The 21,158-nt window shown below is 52.4% G+C and carries 18 protein-coding genes and 1 pseudogene; 5 read left to right on the forward strand and 14 right to left on the reverse strand.

Annotated elements, in window-relative coordinates; translation table 11 throughout:
- Positions 1-296: 296 nt before the first annotated feature.
- Positions 297-578, forward strand: a complete 282-nt coding sequence (locus On2M_RS22285) for a YjcB family protein (protein WP_151218062.1) — start codon at positions 297-299, stop codon at positions 576-578.
- An 83-nt stretch (positions 579-661) separates the two neighbouring features.
- Here the strand turns inward: On2M_RS22285 and On2M_RS22290 are convergent.
- Positions 662-2,434, reverse strand: a pseudogene (locus On2M_RS22290) (autotransporter outer membrane beta-barrel domain-containing protein); the annotation flags it as partial.
- Positions 2,435-2,625: 191 nt separating this feature from the next.
- Complete coding sequence (gene ssb1 / locus On2M_RS22295; RefSeq protein WP_003826621.1) at positions 2,626-3,150, reverse strand: single-stranded DNA-binding protein SSB1; 525 nt, start codon at positions 3,148-3,150, stop codon at positions 2,626-2,628.
- A 252-nt stretch (positions 3,151-3,402) separates the two neighbouring features.
- Between ssb1 and uvrA the strand changes: the two genes are divergently transcribed.
- Positions 3,403-6,225, forward strand: coding sequence for an excinuclease ABC subunit UvrA (gene uvrA / locus On2M_RS22300; protein WP_016155358.1), 2,823 nt, complete (start codon positions 3,403-3,405; stop codon positions 6,223-6,225).
- 41 nt (positions 6,226-6,266) lie between these two features.
- Here uvrA and On2M_RS22305 read toward each other — a convergent pair whose 3' ends face one another.
- The 5 genes from On2M_RS22305 to dnaB all read right to left on the reverse strand — a co-directional run bounded on the left by On2M_RS22305 (position 6,267) and on the right by dnaB (position 11,673).
- Positions 6,267-6,620: an MmcQ/YjbR family DNA-binding protein gene (locus On2M_RS22305; RefSeq protein ID WP_151218063.1), complete on the reverse strand. Its 354-nt coding sequence runs from the start codon at positions 6,618-6,620 to the stop codon at positions 6,267-6,269.
- Between the two features lie 119 nt (positions 6,621-6,739).
- Positions 6,740-7,453 carry an acid phosphatase AphA gene (gene aphA / locus On2M_RS22310; protein ID WP_151218064.1) on the reverse strand — a complete coding sequence of 238 codons (714 nt, stop codon included), beginning with the start codon at positions 7,451-7,453 and terminating at the stop codon, positions 6,740-6,742.
- Positions 7,454-7,636: 183 nt separating this feature from the next.
- Complete coding sequence (gene tyrB, locus On2M_RS22315; protein ID WP_151218065.1) at positions 7,637-8,830, reverse strand: aromatic amino acid transaminase; 1,194 nt, start codon at positions 8,828-8,830, stop codon at positions 7,637-7,639.
- Positions 8,831-8,963: 133 nt separating this feature from the next.
- A complete protein-coding gene (gene alr, locus On2M_RS22320; RefSeq protein WP_187253975.1) occupies positions 8,964-10,043 on the reverse strand; it encodes an alanine racemase in 1,080 nt (359 codons plus the stop codon).
- 214 nt (positions 10,044-10,257) lie between these two features.
- Positions 10,258-11,673, reverse strand: a complete 1,416-nt coding sequence (gene dnaB, locus On2M_RS22325) for a replicative DNA helicase (RefSeq protein ID WP_061067020.1) — start codon at positions 11,671-11,673, stop codon at positions 10,258-10,260.
- A 64-nt stretch (positions 11,674-11,737) separates the two neighbouring features.
- Between dnaB and On2M_RS22330 the strand changes: the two genes are divergently transcribed.
- Positions 11,738-12,721, forward strand: coding sequence for a quinone oxidoreductase (locus On2M_RS22330; RefSeq protein WP_210905472.1), 984 nt, complete (start codon positions 11,738-11,740; stop codon positions 12,719-12,721).
- Positions 12,722-13,091: 370 nt separating this feature from the next.
- On the opposite strand, the gene pspG is transcribed toward On2M_RS22330, so the two are convergent.
- From pspG to On2M_RS22345, 3 genes are all read right to left on the reverse strand, one after another.
- Positions 13,092-13,334, reverse strand: coding sequence for an envelope stress response protein PspG (pspG, locus tag On2M_RS22335; protein ID WP_151218066.1), 243 nt, complete (start codon positions 13,332-13,334; stop codon positions 13,092-13,094).
- Between the two features lie 133 nt (positions 13,335-13,467).
- Complete coding sequence (gene dusA / locus On2M_RS22340; RefSeq protein WP_151218067.1) at positions 13,468-14,466, reverse strand: tRNA dihydrouridine(20/20a) synthase DusA; 999 nt, start codon at positions 14,464-14,466, stop codon at positions 13,468-13,470.
- Between the two features lie 106 nt (positions 14,467-14,572).
- Positions 14,573-15,061 (reverse strand): cupin domain-containing protein, encoded by a 489-nt coding sequence (locus tag On2M_RS22345; protein WP_003031710.1) that lies wholly within the window; start codon positions 15,059-15,061, stop codon positions 14,573-14,575.
- A 115-nt stretch (positions 15,062-15,176) separates the two neighbouring features.
- Here On2M_RS22345 and zur point away from each other — a divergent pair, with 115 nt between their 5' ends.
- Entirely contained in the window at positions 15,177-15,695 is a 519-nt protein-coding gene (gene zur / locus On2M_RS22350; protein ID WP_151218068.1) for a zinc uptake transcriptional repressor Zur, read from the forward strand.
- A gap of 48 nt (positions 15,696-15,743) precedes the next feature.
- Here zur and On2M_RS22355 read toward each other — a convergent pair whose 3' ends face one another.
- The 4 genes from On2M_RS22355 to On2M_RS22370 form a co-directional block, all read right to left on the reverse strand.
- The gene (locus tag On2M_RS22355) at positions 15,744-15,953 is read right to left on the reverse strand and encodes a CsbD family protein (protein WP_003031706.1); all 210 of its coding nucleotides are present in this window, start codon (positions 15,951-15,953) and stop codon (positions 15,744-15,746) included.
- A gap of 136 nt (positions 15,954-16,089) precedes the next feature.
- Positions 16,090-17,409 carry an MATE family efflux transporter DinF gene (dinF, locus tag On2M_RS22360; protein WP_151218069.1) on the reverse strand — a complete coding sequence of 440 codons (1,320 nt, stop codon included), beginning with the start codon at positions 17,407-17,409 and terminating at the stop codon, positions 16,090-16,092.
- A 70-nt stretch (positions 17,410-17,479) separates the two neighbouring features.
- Positions 17,480-18,088, reverse strand: coding sequence for a transcriptional repressor LexA (gene lexA / locus On2M_RS22365; protein WP_003826596.1), 609 nt, complete (start codon positions 18,086-18,088; stop codon positions 17,480-17,482).
- A gap of 109 nt (positions 18,089-18,197) precedes the next feature.
- On the reverse strand, positions 18,198-18,566 hold the full coding sequence (locus tag On2M_RS22370; RefSeq protein ID WP_003826594.1) for a diacylglycerol kinase: 369 nt from the start codon (positions 18,564-18,566) through the stop codon (positions 18,198-18,200).
- A 171-nt stretch (positions 18,567-18,737) separates the two neighbouring features.
- Between On2M_RS22370 and plsB the strand changes: the two genes are divergently transcribed.
- On the forward strand, positions 18,738-21,158 hold the full coding sequence (gene plsB / locus On2M_RS22375) for a glycerol-3-phosphate 1-O-acyltransferase PlsB (RefSeq protein WP_187253978.1): 2,421 nt from the start codon (positions 18,738-18,740) through the stop codon (positions 21,156-21,158).

The following is a 21,158-nucleotide window of genomic DNA, read 5'->3' on the forward strand; positions in this document are numbered from 1 at the left end:
TTTTTAACAATTAATTTAAGATGAATTAAACTAGTGGCGTAAATACACCTTTAAGATTGATTATTTAGTATCAGTAGCCTTTTCAAAAATAACCACACATTAATAATGGTTATAATCCAGCAAAAATAACGTCCAGCACTGGTGAACAAACGAACACTTGTGATATAGTTCACAAAAATCATGTAACAGAAACAATGTTTCATTCATGTTATTGCCCGTCGATAGCCAGAGTACTACACCCTCGGTGAACACCCCCGCGCTGTCCTGGGCATCCAGACTTTCTGAGGACGTTTTTCATGGCAACAATAACAACTGGCGTGGTTCTTCTGCGGTGGCAATTACTCAGTGCAGTGCTGATGTTTTTAGCCAGTACGCTCAATATCCGTTTTCGTAAATCAGACTATATTGGCCTGGCCGTCATTAGCAGCGGTTTAGGGTTGGTTTTTGCCTGCTGGTTTGCGACCGGATTGCTCGGCATAACCCTGGTGGATATTTCCACGATCTGGAAGAATATTGAAACCGTGATGGTCGAAATGATGAGCCACACACCGCCAGAATGGCCGATGGTGTTGAACTGATAACAACAGTGTGTCCGACCAGAATATAACCGGTCGGACACCGTTTTAAGCGATAACGATTCTACTGACGTTCCGGTAACCGCTTACCACTCCATACGGAACCCTGCGTTCACCTGCCAGTTCATATCAATGTCGCCTCCAGCTGACCTTTCCAGGTCAACGTACAGTCGAGAATTATTGTTCTGAGTGAGATGGATATTGGTTCCAATACCGTAGTTAATCCACGAGTCACTTCCTCCCTCGCGGACCGTCATGGACGCGTCTTTACCCCACACAGTGACATCACGATCGCCAGCAAACTCATGCAGCAGATCCAGCTTCACATAAATGTCGCTGTCCGGGCGTTCTTCAAATCGATAACCTCCTCGCAATCCGACACGACCGATCACGCTATCGATATCATTCTGACGAACCCGTAGCCCGCTGCTGGTGGTATAACGAGCTTCATCCAACCGGGTATACACGAGCTGTGCTTGCGGTTCGATGAAAGAGGATTCTCCCAGACTAAACTCACGACCGTATTCTGCGCTGGCGCTAATTGACCACGTACTGCTATCCGCCACCCCCATATTGCCGTACACATTTCGGTAGTTAAAATCACTCTCATGGCGGCTATATTTCAGTACCAGATCCAGGTAGTCTTGTTTCTCCGGACGGTACCATGCAGCATAAAGTGAACCACCGTAGCTCTTGTTATCGCCCGTGCCATAAGTAAAGTCAGCGTTACCTCTCATGTAATGCGCCGCAATGCCTCGCGTCCAGACTGATTGTTCACTTTCTTCTTTGTTGTCATAACCCAGTTGCCAGAAGCTGTACAAGTTTTTGAAGTAGCTGCCATTATCGCTTTCCATTTCGCCGCCTTTATAACGTATCCACAGACCATTTTGCTGTTGGTTCTGGCGTAATTCCCCTAAACGTTTATTCAGGCTGTCGATTTCGAGACGGGCGGTGGCCACCGCGTAGTTTAACCCGGCATTAGCAATCGCGGTGTTGCTACCCGCACTGGCTTTTGTTTAAACCCCCGTAATATACCAGTTTGTGCCATACTGGCTTACCGGATCACCTTCCCGAATATCAGAACGCAGTAGCGGTTTATAGTCGTATACATACTCGTTAGTGATATCGATTTTATCGTACGCTTCGAACATCACATTGCTGGCGGCATCGGCAACCCAGATATCTTCTTGCAGATCGCTAAGCTTATTAATATTTAACGCCTCAATAGCATGAGTTCCCCCCGTGCTACTCTTAACGACTTCGATAAAGTCGCTCCCATTACGCCGCTGCTCATCGGTTTTATTTGTATTTACATCAATCAGGAAAATACCGTTGTTGCCTTTCAGCTCGTGAATCTTCACGGTTTCGTTGATGCTCTGATTGGTATGCAGGTTAAAACCGTGCAGGTTTATCGTCCCGCCGTCTTGCAAGGTGATGGCGCTGATCTGAGCGTCTTTGCCATCCGGGATCCAGTAAGCATTATTCATCAGCGTCAGATTCAAATCTCCGGCCCATTTACCACTGACGATGTCCAGAACATTCGCCTCATGTCCATGCCAAAATGATTCCGCACCATTGAGCGTAATATTCATATGGCTGGTATGAGCATATATTTTATCGCCGAAGTCGATATTTCCTAACAAATTAACCTTGTTCTCACCTGACTGATTAATATTTACGACACCACCATCTTTAGCACTAACCGCATCACTTTTTGATGAGCCATCAGGATAACCACTATTGTTCTCCAGCAGTTCTTTGAAATTGCTGGCGTAAGTATTAATGTAAACATCGCCACTGTTTGCCGTAATAGTAGAACCTACACCACGCGCATAGATTCAATTATTTGCCAGCGTAGCTTAATTTTCATTCGCCGTAACCACCAATAAATATTACCGAATATTAGCGTAGATTAGTTCGTATTAAATGAATCATAAAGCTGCGATGATAAACCAGAAAATACCGAATAATTAATTCTGAATAAGAAATATAAAAAAACCCCGTCGCAACGGGGTTTTCATAAATTAGAACGTTAATGCGTTCAGCTATCTTAGAACGGGATATCGTCGTCGAAGTCCATCGGCGGTTCGTTAGACGGCGCTGCCGGAGCGGACTGCTGCGGACGAGACTGCGCGCCGCCGCTGAACTGATTGCCGCCCTGCGGCTGCTGAGGCTGACCCCAACCCCCTTGCTGCTGACCGCCACCTGCCGGAGCACCACCGCCCTGACGACCACCCAGCATTTGCATGGTGCCGCCAACGTTAACAACAACTTCAGTGGTGTACTTTTCTACGCCGGACTGATCGGTCCATTTGCGGGTACGCAGCTGACCTTCGATATAGACCTGGGAGCCTTTACGCAGATATTCACTGGCCACTTCCGCCAGTTTGCCAAACAGCACAACGCGGTGCCATTCAGTCTGCTCTTTCATTTCGCCGGTCGCTTTATCACGCCAGGATTCGGAAGTAGCCAGCGTAATGTTGGCAACTGCGCCACCATTCGGCATATAGCGTACTTCCGGGTCCTGGCCCAGATTACCGACGAGAATCACCTTGTTTACGCCTCTGCTGGCCATGATCGTGTCTCCTGAAAAACGTTACTGAATAAGTGTAAGCGCGGGATTGTAGCATTTCCAATAGCGCTTTTACTACGTTGCGAGATCGATTCCAGTAAACAATCCCCGTCAAACATTGTTGCACAGGAACATGCGTTTTGCATTCCAATACTGTATATCCATTCAGGTCAAGTTGTGTCATAATTAACCGTTTGTGATCGCCGGTAGCACCATGCAGCCAGGCAAAAAAAGCGTTTAATCCGGGAAAGATGAATGGATAAGATCGAAGTTCGGGGCGCCCGCACCCATAATCTCAAAAACATCAACCTCGTCATCCCGCGCGACAAGCTGATTGTCGTCACCGGGCTTTCGGGCTCAGGCAAATCTTCGCTTGCTTTCGACACCCTGTATGCCGAAGGGCAACGTCGTTACGTTGAATCCCTTTCAGCTTACGCGCGTCAGTTTCTGTCACTGATGGAAAAACCGGATGTCGACCACATTGAGGGGCTGTCTCCTGCCATCTCAATTGAACAAAAATCGACATCTCATAACCCGCGATCCACGGTAGGTACGATTACCGAAATTCACGACTATCTGCGCCTGCTGTTTGCCCGCGTTGGCGAGCCGCGCTGCCCGGATCACGACGTTCCCCTGGCGGCGCAGACCGTTAGCCAGATGGTGGACAACGTGCTGTCGCAGCCGGAAGGCAAACGTCTGATGTTACTGGCGCCGGTAATTAAGGAGCGTAAAGGCGAGCACACCAAAACACTGGAAAACCTGGCGGGCCAGGGCTATATCCGCGCCCGTATCGACGGCGAAGTGTGTGACCTTTCCGATCCGCCCAAGCTGGAGCTGCAAAAGAAACACACCATTGAAGTGGTGATTGACCGCTTTAAAGTCCGCGATGACCTCACTCAGCGACTGGCTGAATCCTTTGAAACCGCGCTGGAACTGTCCGGTGGTACGGCGGTGGTCGCCGATATGGACGACCCGAAAGCGGAAGAGCTACTGTTCTCCGCCAACTTTGCCTGCCCGATTTGCGGCTACAGTATGCGCGAACTGGAACCCCGCCTGTTCTCGTTCAACAACCCGGCGGGTGCGTGCCCAACCTGTGACGGTCTCGGCGTGCAGCAGTATTTCGATCCTGACCGGGTGATCCAAAACCCGGAACTGTCGCTGGCCGGTGGCGCCATCCGCGGTTGGGATCGTCGTAACTTCTATTACTTCCAGATGCTTAAGTCGCTGGCGGAGCACTATAAGTTCGACGTCGAAGCCCCATGGGCCAGCCTGAACCCTGCTGTGCATAAAGTGGTGCTGTATGGTTCGGGTAAAGAAAATATCGAATTCAAATACATGAACGATCGCGGCGATACGTCCGTACGTCGTCACCCGTTCGAAGGCGTATTACACAATATGGAGCGCCGTTATAAAGAGACGGAATCCAGCGCGGTACGCGAAGAATTAGCCAAATTCATCAGTAACCGGCCGTGCGCCAGCTGTGAAGGGACGCGTTTACGCCGGGAAGCCCGCCACGTATTTGTCGAAAATACGCCGCTGCCCGCGATTTCCGACATGAGCATCGGTCATGCGATGGATTTCTTCAACAACCTGAAACTTGCAGGTCAGCGGGCGAAGATTGCAGAGAAAATCCTTAAAGAGATTGGCGATCGTCTGAAGTTCCTGGTCAACGTCGGCCTCAACTATCTGACGCTGTCACGTTCAGCCGAAACGCTCTCCGGCGGCGAAGCCCAGCGTATTCGTCTGGCAAGTCAGATCGGCGCAGGACTGGTCGGCGTAATGTACGTGCTGGATGAGCCGTCTATTGGTCTGCATCAGCGCGATAATGAACGACTGCTGGGTACGCTTATCCATCTGCGTAACCTGGGTAATACCGTGATTGTGGTCGAACACGATGAAGATGCGATTCGCGCCGCTGACCACGTTATCGACATCGGTCCCGGCGCGGGCGTTCACGGCGGCCAGGTAGTTGCCGAAGGAACGCTAAAAGATATTATGGCGGTGCCTGAGTCGCTGACCGGCCAGTACATGAGCGGTAAGCGCAAAATTGAAGTACCGAAACAGCGCGTGGCAGCTGATCCGGAAAAAGTGCTGAAGCTCACCGGCGCACGCGGTAACAACCTGAAAGATGTCACCCTGACGCTGCCGGTTGGTTTATTTACCTGCATTACCGGGGTTTCCGGCTCAGGTAAATCGACGCTGATCAACGATACGCTGTTCCCCATTGCGCAGACGGCGCTGAACGGTGCGACGCTGGCGGAACCTGCGCCGTATCGCGATGTTCAGGGTCTGGAACATTTCGACAAAGTCATCGATATTGACCAAAGCCCAATTGGCCGTACCCCGCGATCTAACCCGGCAACCTACACCGGGGTATTTACGCCAGTGCGCGAACTGTTTGCCGGCGTGCCGGAGTCCCGTGCACGCGGTTACACGCCGGGTCGTTTCAGCTTTAACGTCCGCGGTGGACGCTGCGAAGCCTGTCAGGGCGATGGCGTGATCAAAGTGGAAATGCACTTCCTGCCAGATATCTACGTGCCGTGCGATCAGTGCAAAGGTAAGCGCTATAACCGCGAAACGCTGGAGATTAAGTACAAGGGCAAGACTATCCACGAAGTGCTGGATATGACGATTGAAGAAGCACGTGAGTTCTTCGATGCCGTTCCGGCGCTGGCGCGTAAGCTGCAAACGCTGATGGACGTTGGTCTGACGTACATCCGCCTCGGCCAGTCTGCCACCACGCTCTCGGGCGGTGAAGCGCAGCGCGTGAAGCTGGCGCGTGAGTTGTCCAAACGCGGTACCGGACAGACGCTGTATATTCTCGATGAGCCAACCACCGGCCTGCATTTTGCGGATATTCAGCAACTGCTGGACGTGCTGCATCAGCTTCGGGATCAGGGCAACACCATCGTGGTGATTGAGCACAATCTGGACGTGATTAAAACCGCAGACTGGATTGTCGATCTCGGTCCGGAAGGCGGCAGCGGCGGCGGGGAAATTTTAGTCTCCGGCACGCCGGAGACGGTCGCTGAATGTGAAGCCTCACACACGGCTCGTTTCCTCAAACCGCTGTTGTAAGTATCCCCGTACCGCTTCCTGGCGCAACAGGAAGCGGTAAATTATTGCACCAGCAACTTACGTTTATCTTCCGGCAGCGTATTTACAGCCTGTTGCCAGGAGGCATCTACCAGATAGTAGATCTGTGAATCTGGCAGCGAGCCATCAAGATACACCGTGCTCCAGTGCGCTTTATTGAGATGACGGCTGGGACGCACGTCTTTATGTTGCTGACGCAGCAATTCTGCGAGTTCAGGGCTGGTTTTCAGAGAAACCGCCGGGCGACCTTCGACCTCTTTGACCATCGCAAAGAGTACATCTTCAACTTTGATTTGCGTGGCTTTCCAGTCACTGTGCACGCTCTGCTCCGCACCCGTTTTTGCCATGCAGTATTGCAGCAACTCCGAATTCGTCATCTTTATTCCCCTTACCAGCATATTGCCTAATGAGAACATCTTTATTCAGTGTGCAGCAAGTCCGCAAAAGGTAAAAGCCAGTAGCGTAAATTTGTTTAAAAAATCAGCATTCCGTCTTCTCAATACTCCGAGTTGACGATCACCTCTTCACCAAACGCGCCAGCCTGCGGCAGCGGTTTATAAGTGGAGTTAGAGGCGCGCAAAATACGAATACCGCGAATACCCACGTCGCGAGCGGCGGTGATGTCATTGTCGGAGTCACCGTAGAACATGCGGATGCTTTTATCCTGCAGCCACTGTGTTTTAGTGTTCTGACCGGGTTTATCACCGGCAAAAATGACCGGATTCATATTACCGGCCGGAATGTGAAAGTTATCGGCCAGCGTTTTCGATACCGTTTCGGTCTTGGTCTGACTACGCCCGGTCACGAAAAAGATGCGGTCGCCACGACGCACATGCATATCAATCAACTGACGCGCCACTTCTTTTGGAATACTAAATTCATCCCAGCCATTGTTCATTTTTTCCCAGAAGGCCGGATTCTTCAGGTAATCCTCACTGTCCGGGGAATACGTTTTTTTACCGCGCCAGAAGCCCGGGCTGGAAAAGAGGACGGTGTCATCAATATCAAACCCGACGGCCATCGGCGGGCGCCCGGTCAAACTGTTTTCGATTTGTGCCACGGAGACCCAATGAATGGGAGCCTGCTCAGCGAGTTTTGCAACGTTGGTGCCGGGGTTAAGCTGAGAGGGAGAGGAAACTAACGCCTGAACGGGCTGATTTAACGTGAACAATAAACAAACGGCACTCAGTGCCAGGGTAAACTTGCGCATATTTTTCCCTAAGTAGTCAGTTAGTTATCATTTTTTATTAACAACTGGTCAAAAAACTATCTGACATTACCCCTTGGGGGAAGGGAAAGGAAGGATTTTCTCTGGTTTTGTCCAGGAAAAGGAGCATGATCACATTGGAAAACAGGCCTGATCTCGTGACGCGTATCAGGCCTGTACACCCGGTTACATGACGGCGGCAAATGCCTTCGCCACGCGCTGCACATTACTGTGATTCAACCCGGCCACGCACATACGACCGCTGGCTATCAGGTATACCCCAAACTCATCGCGCAGGCGATCGACCTGAGCGGCGCTGAGCCCGGTATAACTGAACATACCGCGCTGTTGCAGCAGGTAATCAAAGTTACGGCCCGGGATCTCCGCATTCAATACGTTAACCAGCTCCTGGCGCATCGCCAGAATACGGGTACGCATCTCTTCGACTTCCGCCAGCCAGCTGGCTTTCAGCGTGTCATCCCCCAACACCGCAGCAACCACCTGCGCACCAAAATTTGGCGGACTGGAGTAGTTCCGGCGCACCGTCGCTTTTAGCTGCCCCAGAACGCGGCTGGCGGCATCGGCGTCTTCACACACCACTGACAGCCCACCGACGCGTTCACCGTACAAGGAAAAGATCTTCGAGAATGAATTGCTGACCAGGGCAGGCAATCCGGCGCTGGCAATGGCGCGGATCGCGTAGGCATCATCTTCCATTCCACCGCCGAAGCCCTGGTAAGCAATATCCAGGAACGGGATGAGATCACGTGCTTTCAGGATCTCAATGACGCCATCCCACTGCGTTGGAGTTAAATCCGCCCCTGTCGGGTTATGGCAGCACGGATGCAGTAGCACGATGCTACGCGCGGGTAAGGTATTCAGCGCTGCCAGCAGGTCGTTGAAACGCACGCCATTGGTCGTGTTGTCATACCAGGGGTAAGTACTTACATTGAATCCAGCACCTTCAAAAATCGCGATGTGGTTTTCCCAGGTCGGATCGCTAACCCACACGCCAGAATCAGGGAAATAGCGCTTCAGGAAGTCTGCACCAACCTTTAGCGCGCCGGAGCCGCCCAGCGTCTGAATGGTTGCGACGCGCTGCTGCTGGAGAACCGGATGATCTGCGCCAAACAGCAGTGGTGCAATGGTATGACGATAAGCGTTCAGACCTTCCATCGGCAGATACAGCGAAGCGCCATGCGGTTTGGCATTGAGTCGGGCTTCCGCTTCCGCGACCGCTTTAAGCTGAGGAATAATCCCGTCTTCGTTGTAATACAGGCCAATGCTGAGGTTCACTTTGTCGCTACGTGAATCTTCTTTGAACCGCTCCATAAGCGATAAAATCGGGTCGCCAGCGTAGGCGTCAACTTTTTGAAACACGTGTGGTTCTCCAGGTTTACAGGCAGAGGATAAGAACACAATAAACCGGAAGCAGGAGAAGATCGAGAGGATGTTGAGAGGAATATTGCCGGATAGCGGCGTAACCGCCTTATCCGGCATATCATGCGCTTAATTAATCGATATACTTCATCGCCACGCGCGAAGTCAGGCGCGTAATAAGTTCGTAAGCACTTACTTTCGTCATTTCAGCAATGCGTTCAACGGGCAGGCCTTCACCCCACAGGATCACCGAATCGCCAGCTTTGTCCTGCGCCTCGGGGCCTAAATCGACGCAGATCATATCCATCGCGACACGACCGACGATCGGCACTTCACGGCCATTAACCAGCACCGGTGTCCCTGACGGCGCTGCACGCGGATAACCGTCGCCATAGCCCATCGCCACCACGCCCAGACGTGTATCACGCTCACTCTGCCAGGTTCCACCATAGCCAACCGGTTCGCCCGCCTTGTGTTCACGCACCGCAATCAGGCTGGAGGTCAACGACATCACTGGCTGGCAGCCAAAATCGGCGCCGATAGAGTGGTTTTCCAGCGGCGATACGCCATACAGAATCAGCCCCGGACGCGCCCAGTCGAAGTGGGACTGGGGCCACAGCAAAATTCCCCCCGACGCGGCAATTGAACGTTGCCCAGGTTTGCCCTCGCAAAAGCTATTGAAGATATCGAGCTGTTTTTCGGTCGCGCCGCATTCAGGTTCGTCTGCGCGCGCAAAGTGGCTGACGATATTAACCGGTTGACGCACGTTTTCACATTGGGTCAAGCGCTGATAAAACGCCTCAGCCTTCTCAGGACGTACGCCCAGGCGGTGCATTCCCGTGTCGAGCTTCATCCAGACGGTGACCGGTTCAGCCAATTCTGCGGCTTCCAGGGCTTCAAGTTGCTCCTGGTTGTGGACGGCAGTATGCAGACGCTGCGCGGAGATCGTCGGCAGATCGGAGGCATCAAAAAATCCCTCCAGCAGCAGGATGGGCTGCGTGATCCCTCCCGCTCGCAACCGCAGGGCTTCTTCAAGACGAGCGACACCAAAAGCGTCCGCATCGGGGAGCGTTCGCGCGGTCTCTAACAGACCATGGCCATAAGCGTTCGCTTTCACGACCGCAACCAGTTTGCTGGCAGGAGCCAGTTCACGCAGACGTTGCAGGTTGTGTCGCAGAGCGCGGCGGTTAATAACTACAGTTGCCGCTTGCATTCGTATTCCTTAATAAAAGAATCCCCTAAATCATTCGTGTTGCAGGACAAAAACGCTTTGGCGTTTTTGAACAGCGCCTGCGCTGGCCCCAAAGGGGCGAGGACGCAGTCCGAGTCACGCGACAAGCCAGAGAACCCCCGGGAGCTTAGTAAGCTAAGTGACTGGGGTGAACGGGCGTAGTCAACGCATCTGCAGCATGAAGGATGACGGAGATTTATTCGTCGTCGTATTGTGGGCCCGCATAGTTATCGAATCGCGACCACTGTCCGTTAAACGTCAGGCGCACCGTGCCAATCGGACCGTTACGCTGCTTACCAATAATAATTTCGGCGATGCCTTTTAAGTCACTATTTTCGTGATAAACCTCATCACGATAGATAAACATGATTAAGTCGGCATCCTGTTCGATGGAGCCGGATTCACGCAGATCCGAGTTAACCGGACGTTTGTCGGCGCGTTGTTCCAGTGAGCGGTTAAGCTGCGACAGCGCCACCACCGGCACATGCAGTTCTTTTGCTAACGCCTTCAGCGAGCGGGAAATTTCAGCAATTTCCAGCGTACGGTTATCGGAGAGCGACGGCACGCGCATCAGTTGCAGGTAGTCGATCATGATCAGGCCGATACCGCCGTGTTCACGGGCGATACGACGAGCACGCGAGCGCACTTCCGTTGGCGTCAGGCCGGAAGAATCATCAATATAGATGTTTCGTTTCTCCAGCAAAATACCCATTGTTCCGGAAATTCGCGCCCAGTCTTCATCATCCAGTTGACCGGTACGGATTTTGGTTTGGTCTACGCGTGAAAGCGAAGCCAGGGAACGCATCATGATCTGTTCCGAGGGCATTTCAAGACTAAAGATAAGAACTGGCTTATCCTGCAACATCGCCGCATTTTCGACGAGGTTCATTGCAAATGTCGTCTTACCCATCGACGGACGCGCGGCGACGATAATCAAGTCTGACGGCTGCAAACCCGCCGTCTTTTTGTTGAGGTCGTCATAGCCGGTGTTCACCCCGGTGACGCCGTCGTGCGGCTGCTGGAACAGCTGCTCGATACGCGCGACGGTTGCGTCGAGCACATCGGTGATGTTTTTCGGGCCTTCGTCTTTGTTGGCCCGACTTTCAGCGATTTTAAAAACGCGTGATTCCGCGAGGTCCAGCAGATCTTCACTGGAACGGCCTTGCGGATCAAACCCGGCTTCCGCGATTTCGTGCGCAACCGAAATCATGTCACGAACAACAGCACGTTCACGGACGATATCCGCATAAGCACTAATGTTCGCCGCACTTGGGGTATTTTTAGATAACTCAGCCAGGTAAGCAAAGCCGCCGACGCTGTCCAGTTGTCCCTGAACCTCCAACGATTCTGCGAGCGTGATCAGGTCGATGGGTTTTCCCATCTCCTGCAGTCGATGCATTTCGGTGAAGATGTGCCGGTGCGGTCGGGTATAAAAATCTTCCGCCACCACACGCTCGGCCACATCGTCCCAGCGTTCGTTATCCAGCATTAAACCGCCCAACACCGACTGTTCCGCTTCAATCGAGTGCGGCGGTACTTTCAGCCCGGCGACCTGGGGATCGCGCTCACGAGCATCAGTCTGTTGTTTGTTGAAGGGTTTATTTCCTGCCATAGTGAATGGAGTTACCGAGATAATGATTGGGTCGAAAGATTACCACATTTCTTTTGGAGGAAGCATGGCAACGCGTATTGAATTTCACAAGCATGGTGGTCCTGAAGTGCTTCAGGTCGTCGATTTTACGCCTGCAGATCCGGCGGAGAACGAAATCCAGGTCGAGAACAAAGCGATTGGGATCAACTATATCGACACATACATCCGTAGTGGTCTTTATCCGCCGCCTTCTCTGCCCAGCGGCCTGGGAACCGAAGCCGCGGGCATAGTCAGCAAAGTGGGGAATAAAGTAACGCACATTAAAGCAGGCGATCGCGTGGTTTACGCCCAGTCTGCGCTTGGCGCTTACAGCTCAGTACATAACGTTCCGGCCGATAAAGCCGCCATCCTGCCCAACGCTATCTCATTTGAACAAGCTGCAGCCTCATTCCTGAAAGGGTTAACTGTTTTTTATCTGTTGCGTAAAACCTATGAAATTCAGCCTGATGAACCATTTTTGTTCCATGCGGCTGCGGGCGGCGTCGGGATGATTGCCTGCCAGTGGGCAAAAGCATTGGGTGCGAAGCTGATTGGTACCGTCGGCAATGCGCAAAAAGCGCAAATTGCGCTGCAGGCCGGTGCATGGCAGGTCATTAACTATCGTGAAGAGAGCATTGTTGAGCGAGTGAAAGAGGTAACCGGCGGTAAAAAAGTGCGGGTGGTCTATGACTCAGTGGGAAAAGATACCTGGGAAGCCTCATTGGATTGTTTACAGCGTCGAGGGCTGATGGTCAGCTTTGGTAACGCCTCCGGACCGGTGACTGGCGTTAACTTAGGCATTCTGAATCAGAAAGGTTCGCTGTACGTGACCCGCCCTTCGCTCCAGGGTTACATCACCAACCACCATGAATTAACCGAAGCCAGCAATGAGCTGTTCTCGCTGATTGCCAGCGGGGTGATCAAAGTGGATGTCGCGCCGGGTCAGAAATTTGCGCTAAGTGACGCGCAACGAGCCCATGAAGTACTGGAAAGCCGGGCCACGCAGGGCTCGAGTTTACTCATCCCATAATGCTCCAACTTCCCCTAAACAATTCAAACAGCAGGATAAAAATGATTAGGCGTTTTTGAGCAGCGCTTGCGCTGACCCTGAAGGGGCTAGGCTTTAAGCTGAGTAACGCGGCAATTGAATGAATCCCCAGGAGCTTACTGGAGTAAGTGACTGGGGTGAATGAAAGCAGCCAACACACCTGCGGTTTGAATTATGACGGGGAAATAAAGAATTAGGGCTTCCCGTGGGAAGCCCTTTCTTTTTTTAGTTCGGCTGTATGTAGGGTACAGCTCGATGAATTCGTTAACCTGGCAATAGTGACAGATTTGATAATCAATTCCTATTTGGTTCTAAAGGCAATGTTACAGGTTGTGACGCACCGCTCAATACCTTAGTAAAATCGGCGGTTATTACGCTGATACTGTGGGACTTTTGGCGCTTTTATCGCCTTGATAATCCACACCACAGCAACGGCCAGTAGCAGCCAGGGTAAAAGTTTTATCATCAAGGCAAATAGTCCGCCCAAAAACATCACTGCAGTGGCGACCACTAATGCGGCCAATACCCCCAGCAAAGATACGCCGGTGACCATCAGCATGATAAAAAACCCAATCACAAAAAGTAGTTCCAGCATAGCTCTCTCCCGAAATTAAATACTCTCCACTGCATTACAAGAAACATGCCAAAATTATTATATTGATTTATAAAGCAAACGCCCCGCGACAAAGCGCAGGGCGTGGTGAAATTCACTAACTTTTGGTGAAAAATTAACGCTTGTCAGCGACCAGCTGCAAGGCGTGTTCCAGAACGTTAATATCTGCCCCGGCTTTATGCGCATTTTCGCTCAGATAACGACGCCACTGACGTGCCCCAGGAATCCCCTGGAACAGCCCCAGCATATGACGCGTCACATGTCCAAGATACGTACCTTTACTCAGTTCACGCTCAATATAGGGATACATGGCACGCACCACGGCGACCGGATCGGCATCCTGAGTAGTAGCGGCAAAAATCTCGCGGTCAACGGAGGCCAGAATACCTGGGTTTTGATAAGCTTCGCGCCCCACCATTACGCCATCCATATGCTGCAAATGGATTTTCGCTTCTGCCAACGATTTAATGCCGCCATTGATCGACATCGTCAGATGCGGGAAATCGCGCTTTAGCTGATAAACGCGGTCATAATCCAGCGGTGGAATTTCGCGGTTTTCTTTCGGACTTAACCCAGACAGCCAGGCCTTGCGGGCATGGATGATAAACATCTCACATTCGCCGTTACCCGAGACCGTGTTGATGAAATCGCAGAGGAATTCGTAACTGTCCTGGTCATCAATGCCGATACGCGTTTTCACCGTGACCGGTATCGACACCACATCACGCATCGCTTTGACGCAATCAGCGACCAGTTGCGCATTTCCCATCAGACAAGCGCCAAACATCCCATTTTGAACACGATCGGAAGGGCAGCCCACGTTGAGGTTAATTTCATCATACCCCCGCTGTTCAGCGAGCTTTGCGCACTGCGCCAGTGCAGCCGGATCGCTCCCACCCAGTTGCAATGCGACCGGATGTTCTTCTTCGCTATACGCCAGATAATCGCCTTTGCCATGAATGATCGCACCGGTAGTTACCATCTCCGTATAGAGGAGCGTCTGGCTGGACAGTAAGCGCAAAAAGTAGCGGCAGTGCCTGTCCGTCCAGTCGAGCATCGGCGCGATAGAAAAACGATGAGCGGGAAAAGCGGTAGACTGAGATTCAGGCAGCATGGCGAATATTCAAGCATCCGGTTAAAAAAGGGGCGCTACTATAGCATAGACCGTTACGATAGTGAGCCACATCCTCACAGTTCTCCATCTCTGGTGCCGACCAACGCTACTTACGCCCCGGTTTTCCGTCGTGAGATCCAAAAAACTGCGGCGGATGGTCAACCCAGCGATCCTCGCGCGTGGCGGCATAGACCGGATTAAGCGGATAATAAATGCGATTGTATTTTTTGTTCGCCTCACCCACGACCAGCAGACGTACCTCTTCACTGGTGTTATTGATAAAGGTGTGACACACGCCAGTACCTGCAGGAAAACCAACACTGTCGCCAGGCTCCAGCTTCCATAAATAACCGTTAATCCAGGCCTCAGGATATCCTTCCAGCACATAGATAAACTCTTCTTCATCACTTTCAGCATGCGGGTAAGACGTGCGCCGACCTGGCGGCAGGCGTTCATGATGAATGCCGAGTCGTCCTAACCCCAATTTGCGGGCAAGCGGCGCTCCTATGGCAAACAGCTCATCGCTGTCTGGGTAGGTGGAATCATCGGCCCCCTCAACTTCACGCCAGTGACGAATACAATCGGGTCTTTTCATGTTTATTTTCCAGTATTGCGATGGCTCAGGTATAGCACATCGCGGCGGATCTCGGCGTTTTAAGCAGAACATGTTAAAGTAAGGGATTAACCTTCCACGCAAATCGAGGCGCCAAATGGACAAAACCACTACGCAAGAGTTATTGGCTCAAGCTGAAAAACTCTGTGCGCAACGCAACGTGCGGCTTACGCCACAACGCCTCGAAGTGCTGCGACTGATGAGCCTGCAGGAAGGCGCCATCAGCGCCTACGACCTGCTCGACCTGTTGCGGGAAACCGAGCCGCAGGCCAAACCACCAACCGTGTATCGCGCGCTCGATTTTCTGCTTGAACAAGGGTTTGTGCATAAGGTGGAATCCACCAACAGCTATGTCCTTTGTCATCTGTTCGATCAGCCAACGCACAGTTCTGCGATGTTCATTTGCGACCGCTGTGGCGTGGTAAAAGAAGAGTGCGCAGAAGGTGTGGAAGACATCATGCATACGCTGGCGGCCAAAATGGGCTTTGCTCTGCGACATAATGTTATTGAAGCCCACGGGCTGTGTCCGGCCTGTGTGGAAGTTGAGTCATGCCGTCATCCAGGCGACTGCCAGCATGACCACACAATTCAGGTGAAGAAGAAAGTTGGGCGTTAGTCAGGTGGGAGAGCGTACGTCCTTGTACTCTCAGGAGGGAAGGGTCAATTACCAGCGGTAATCATTACGTTTTTCCCAATCGTTAACTTCTTTTTCCGCCTGATCTTTGGCGTAACCGTAACGCTCCTGGACTTTACCAACCAGTTGGTCACGTTTACCTTCAATGACCGTCATATCATCATCGGTCAGTTTGCCCCATTGCTCTTTCACTTTACCTTTAAACTGCTTCCAGTTGCCGCCGACTTCGTCTTTATTCATCATCAAGTCCTCATCGTTAGGTTGTGAATAGCGAGAGTGCCATGTCCAGACACATGCTGTTTTCTCTGGACGTGAGAATAAGTGTAGTCAGTGATTCTGGGTTTTATTTACTATTCGGAATTTTTAACCATCCAGATTAGGCAAACCAGGTTCCATTACGCCAGTGACGCCGCCAGATAAAGGCCAACGACAGCCCGCGCAGCGCGAGGAAAACAGTTAACGCCAGCCACAAACCATGATTTCCGAGCCACGGCAAAGCCAGCAGCGTTAAGGCGAATCCCACTGCGGCAACGGCCATACTGTTACGCATTTCTGCAGCCCGCGTTGCGCCAATAAACATACCGTCAAGCAGATAACACCACACGCCCACCAGCGGTAAAACCACCTGCCAGAAAAGATAGCGATCGGCCAAAAGTTGGATTTGCGACAGTGAGGTCAGCAGCGCCACAATCTGCTCGCCAAACAAGGCATAGATCAGCGAAAAAAGGATTGCCACAATTCCTGACTGTCGACACGCTGCTCGCCAGACATCCAGCAACTGGCTGCCGTCCCGCGCCCCATAGGCCTGGCCCGAATGCGCTTCCACGGCATAGGCAAATCCGTCCAGTGCATAAGCGGTAAACGTCAGCAAAGTCATCAGTACGGCATTAACCGCAATGATATCGCCTCCCAGACGCGCCCCCAGCACCGTAATGGCCCCAAAGCAGAGCTGCAACAGCAGCGAACGCAGCATGATGTCACGGTTGAGTGCCAACAAACGACGGAAGTTGCCCCGCCACGCCTGTTTCAACATTGCCAGCGATATTCCGCGCATATGCAGGACTTTGCGCACCATCATCAGACCGATAAGCAGTGTGGCATATTCAGCAATCACCGTTGCCAGTGCCGCACCCTGCACGTTCATATGCAGACCCATCACCAGCCATAAATCGAGCGCAATGTTGAGAATATTGCCGACAATCAGCAGGATAACCGGCGCTCGCGCATACTGCACGCCCAGCAACCAGCCGAGCAGCACCAGATTCGCCAGCGAGGCTGGCGCGCTGAGCCAGCGGATTTCAAGGAAACGCCGGGCTTGTTCAAGTACAGCTTCACTTCCCCCGACAATATGCAGCGCTAAATCGATAATCGGCGTGCGAAACAGCGCGATAAGTACCCCTGCGCCCAATGCCAGCATCAGCGGCTGTACCAGCGCGCGCGCCAGCGCCTGTGGATTTTTCGCACCAAATGCCTGCGCGGTAAGACCGGTGGTACTCATGCGCAAAAAAAGAAGCAGCATAAAGAGAAAACTGGTCGCCGTGGCCCCAACAGCAACGCCGCCAAGATAGACCGGGCTGTCCAGATGACCAATCACAGCAGTATCCACCAGCCCCAGCAAGGGAACGGTGATATTGGAGAAGATCATCGGTAAGGCGAGGTGCCAGAGTGCTTTATCAGAGGCGGTAAAGAAAGGCATACAGGAAAGCCTGATGAAAAGAAGTGAAAACTAGCTGTGGCGCAGAATGCGCCACAGTATTAATACATGATTACAGCCATTCACCGTTACGAATGACGCCTACCGCCAGCCCTTCAATGGTGAAGTTTTGCTCGCGCAGATCGACAACGATAGGTTTAAATTCACTGTTTTCTGGCAGAAGTTCAACCTTGTTGCCCTGCTTTTTCAGGCGCTTAACCGTGACTTCGTCGTCGATACGGGCAACAACAACCTGTCCGTTACGCACGTCCTGAGTTTTATGCACCGCCAGCAAATCGCCGTCCATAATACCGATATCTTTCATCGACATACCGCTAACCCGCAGCAGAAAATCGGCGTTCGGTTTGAACAATGAGGGATCGACCTGGTAGTGGCCTTCGATGTGTTGCTGCGCCAGAAGTGGCTCGCCTGCCGCCACACGACCGACAAGCGGTAATCCTTCTTCTTCTTCCTGCAGCAGTCGAATACCACGCGATGCACCGGAGACAATTTCCAGCACACCTTTACGCGCCAGCGCTTTCAGATGTTCTTCAGCAGCGTTTGGGGAACGGAACCCCAAACGCTGCGCGATCTCCGCACGCGTCGGTGGCATACCTGTCTGGCTGATGTGATCTCTAATGAGATCAAACACCTCTTGCTGCCTGGCCGTTAACGCTTTCATTCCGCCCCCTGGGTGTATATACAGTTATGCTGTGAGTATATACAGCTAAAGGTGATTTTGGAACCGCAAACTGCACAAAAAGCAGGAGATTTATGAAGATGTGGAATCCTTATCGCAAATGCGACCACAACAGAATGCCCCAGGTGATCAGAGCAACGAAAATAGACAACAACACCGCCGCAGAACCCATATCTTTCGCCCGGCCGGAAAGTTCGTGATACTCAGAGCCTATGCGATCAACCACCGCCTCAATCGCACTGTTGAGGATTTCAACGATCATCACCAGCATCACGGAACCAATTAACAGCACGCGGGTAATCGCATCGACGTCCAGCCAGCAGGCGATAGCTACGCCCAGCAGTACGGCAACGCTTTCCTGGCGGAATGCCGCCTCATTGATCCATGCGGCGCGAAAACCTTTCCAGGAATAGCCTGCAGCTTTGATAATTCGGGTGAATCCAGTGGTATTATTGGCCATCAAAAAGAACCTTTTTACATTATTAGCGTCAATGTCATTGTAACGTTACCCCGTTTGTTTCATGGGGTGGCAAAGCAGCGCGAAGTATGACGGGATACCACAGAAATTCACTAAACTTTCTGATATCCTTGCAGCGCATTTGCATTATTAACCAGAGGCTTTACATCGTTTATGTCCGGCTGGCCACGAATTTACTACAAATTACTGAATTTACCATTAAGCATCCTGGTAAAAAGTAAGTCTATTCCGGCAGAACCTGCCCCGGAATTGGGACTCGATACGTCTCGTCCCATTATGTACGTCCTACCGTACAATTCAAAAGCAGACTTGCTGACGCTGCGTGCCCAATGTCTGGTGCACGATCTCCCCGATCCCCTGGAACCGCTGGAGATAGACGGGACTCTGCTGCCGCGCTACGTGTTTATTCACGGCGGCCCGCGCGTGTTCACCTATTACACGCCGAAAGAAGAGTCCATCAAGCTGTTCCATAACTATCTCGACCTGCATCGCAGCAATCCAGACCTGGATGTGCAGATGGTGCCGGTTTCGGTGATGTTTGGCCGTGCGCCAGGACGCGAAAAAGGCGAAGTCAATCCGCCGCTGCGCATGCTGAACGGCGTACAGAAATTCTTTGCTGTGTCCTGGCTGGGTCGCGACAGTTTTGTCCGTTTCTCCCCATCAGTCTCCCTGCGTCGTATGGCGGATGAACACGGTACGGATAAGATAATCGCTCAGAAACTGGCACGCGTGGCGCGTATGCATTTTGCTCGCCAGCGTCTGGCCGCGGTTGGCCCTCGCCTCCCTGCCCGCCAGGATCTGTTTAATAAGCTGCTGGCGTCAAAAGCGATCGCTCGCGCGGTAGAAGATGAAGCGCGCAGTAAAAAAATCTCCCACGAAAAAGCACAGCAAAATGCCATTGCACTGATGGAAGAGATTGCCGCCAACTTCTCCTACGAGATGATCCGCCTCACGGACCGAATTCTGGGCTTTACCTGGAACCGTCTGTATCAGGGGATTAACGTTCATAATGCGGAACGTGTACGTCAGTTGGCGCACGATGGGCATGAAATCGTTTATGTTCCGTGCCACCGCAGCCATATGGACTATATGCTGCTGTCGTACGTTCTGTATCATCAGGGGCTGGTTCCACCGCACATCGCTGCCGGTATCAACCTGAATTTCTGGCCGGCAGGTCCGATTTTCCGCCGCCTGGGCGCGTTCTTTATTCGTCGTACCTTCAAGGGCAATAAGCTCTACTCCACCGTTTTCCGTGAATACCTGGGCGAGCTGTTCAGCCGCGGTTACTCGGTTGAGTATTTTGTCGAAGGCGGCCGTTCACGTACCGGTCGTCTGCTCGACCCGAAAACCGGCACGCTGTCGATGACCATTCAGGCGATGCTGCGCGGCGGTACGCGTCCGATTACCCTCGTACCGATCTACATCGGCTATGAGCACGTAATGGAAGTAGGCACCTACGCAAAAGAGCTGCGTGGCGCGACAAAAGAAAAAGAGAGTCTGCCACAAATGCTGCGTGGCTTAAGCAAGCTGCGTAATCTGGGTCAGGGCTACGTTAACTTTGGCGAGCCGATGCCGCTGATGACGTACCTCAATCAGCATGTGCCGGAGTGGCGTGAATCTATCGATCCTATCGAGTCTATCCGCCCGGCCTGGCTGACGCCGACAGTGAATAACATTGCCGCCGATCTGATGGTGCGCATTAACAACGCTGGCGCGGCCAACGCCATGAACCTGTGTTGTACCGCGCTGTTGGCTTCCCGCCAGCGCTCTCTGACCCGTGAACAGTTAACCGAGCAGCTTGACTGCTACCTTAGCCTGCTGCGCAACGTGCCGTACGCAGCAGACTCAACTGTTCCTGCACAGAGCGCCAGTGAGTTGATCGACCACGCCTTGCAGATGAACAAGTTTGAGGTCGAGAAAGACACCATCGGCGACATCATCATACTGCCGCGCGAGCAGGCCGTATTGATGACCTACTATCGCAACAACATTGCGCACATGCTGGTTCTGCCTTCGTTGATGGCAGCCATTGTAACTCAGCACCGTCGTATTTCACGCGTCGCGCTACAGCAGCATATTGATGCGTTGTATCCAATGCTGAAAGCTGAGCTGTTCCTGCGCTGGGAACGCAATGAGCTTGCCGGAGTGATTGACGAATTGGCCAGCGAAATGCAGCGCCAGGGATTGATCGCTCAGCAGGATGGCGAACTGCATATTAACCCAGCCCGCTCCCGTACGCTCCAGCTGTTGGCTGCGGGTGCTCGCGAGACGTTGCAACGCTACGCCATTACCTTCTGGCTGCTGAGCGCCAACCCGTCCATCAACCGTGGTACGCTTGAGAAAGAGAGCCGCACCGTGGCGCAACGCCTCTCCGTACTGCACGGCATTAACGCGCCGGAATTCTTCGACAAAGCGGTATTCAGCTCTCTGGTGCTGACGCTGCGTGACGAAGGATTCATTAGCGATACCGGAGATGCCGAGCCGGAAGAGACGATGAAGATCTATCAGATGCTGGCTGAACTGGTCACATCGGATGTTCGTCTGACCATCGAGAGTGCCACACAGGGCGAGTAA

The organism is Citrobacter sp. On2M (assembly GCF_018035235.1).
GTDB lineage: Bacteria > Pseudomonadota > Gammaproteobacteria > Enterobacterales > Enterobacteriaceae > Citrobacter > Citrobacter meridianamericanus.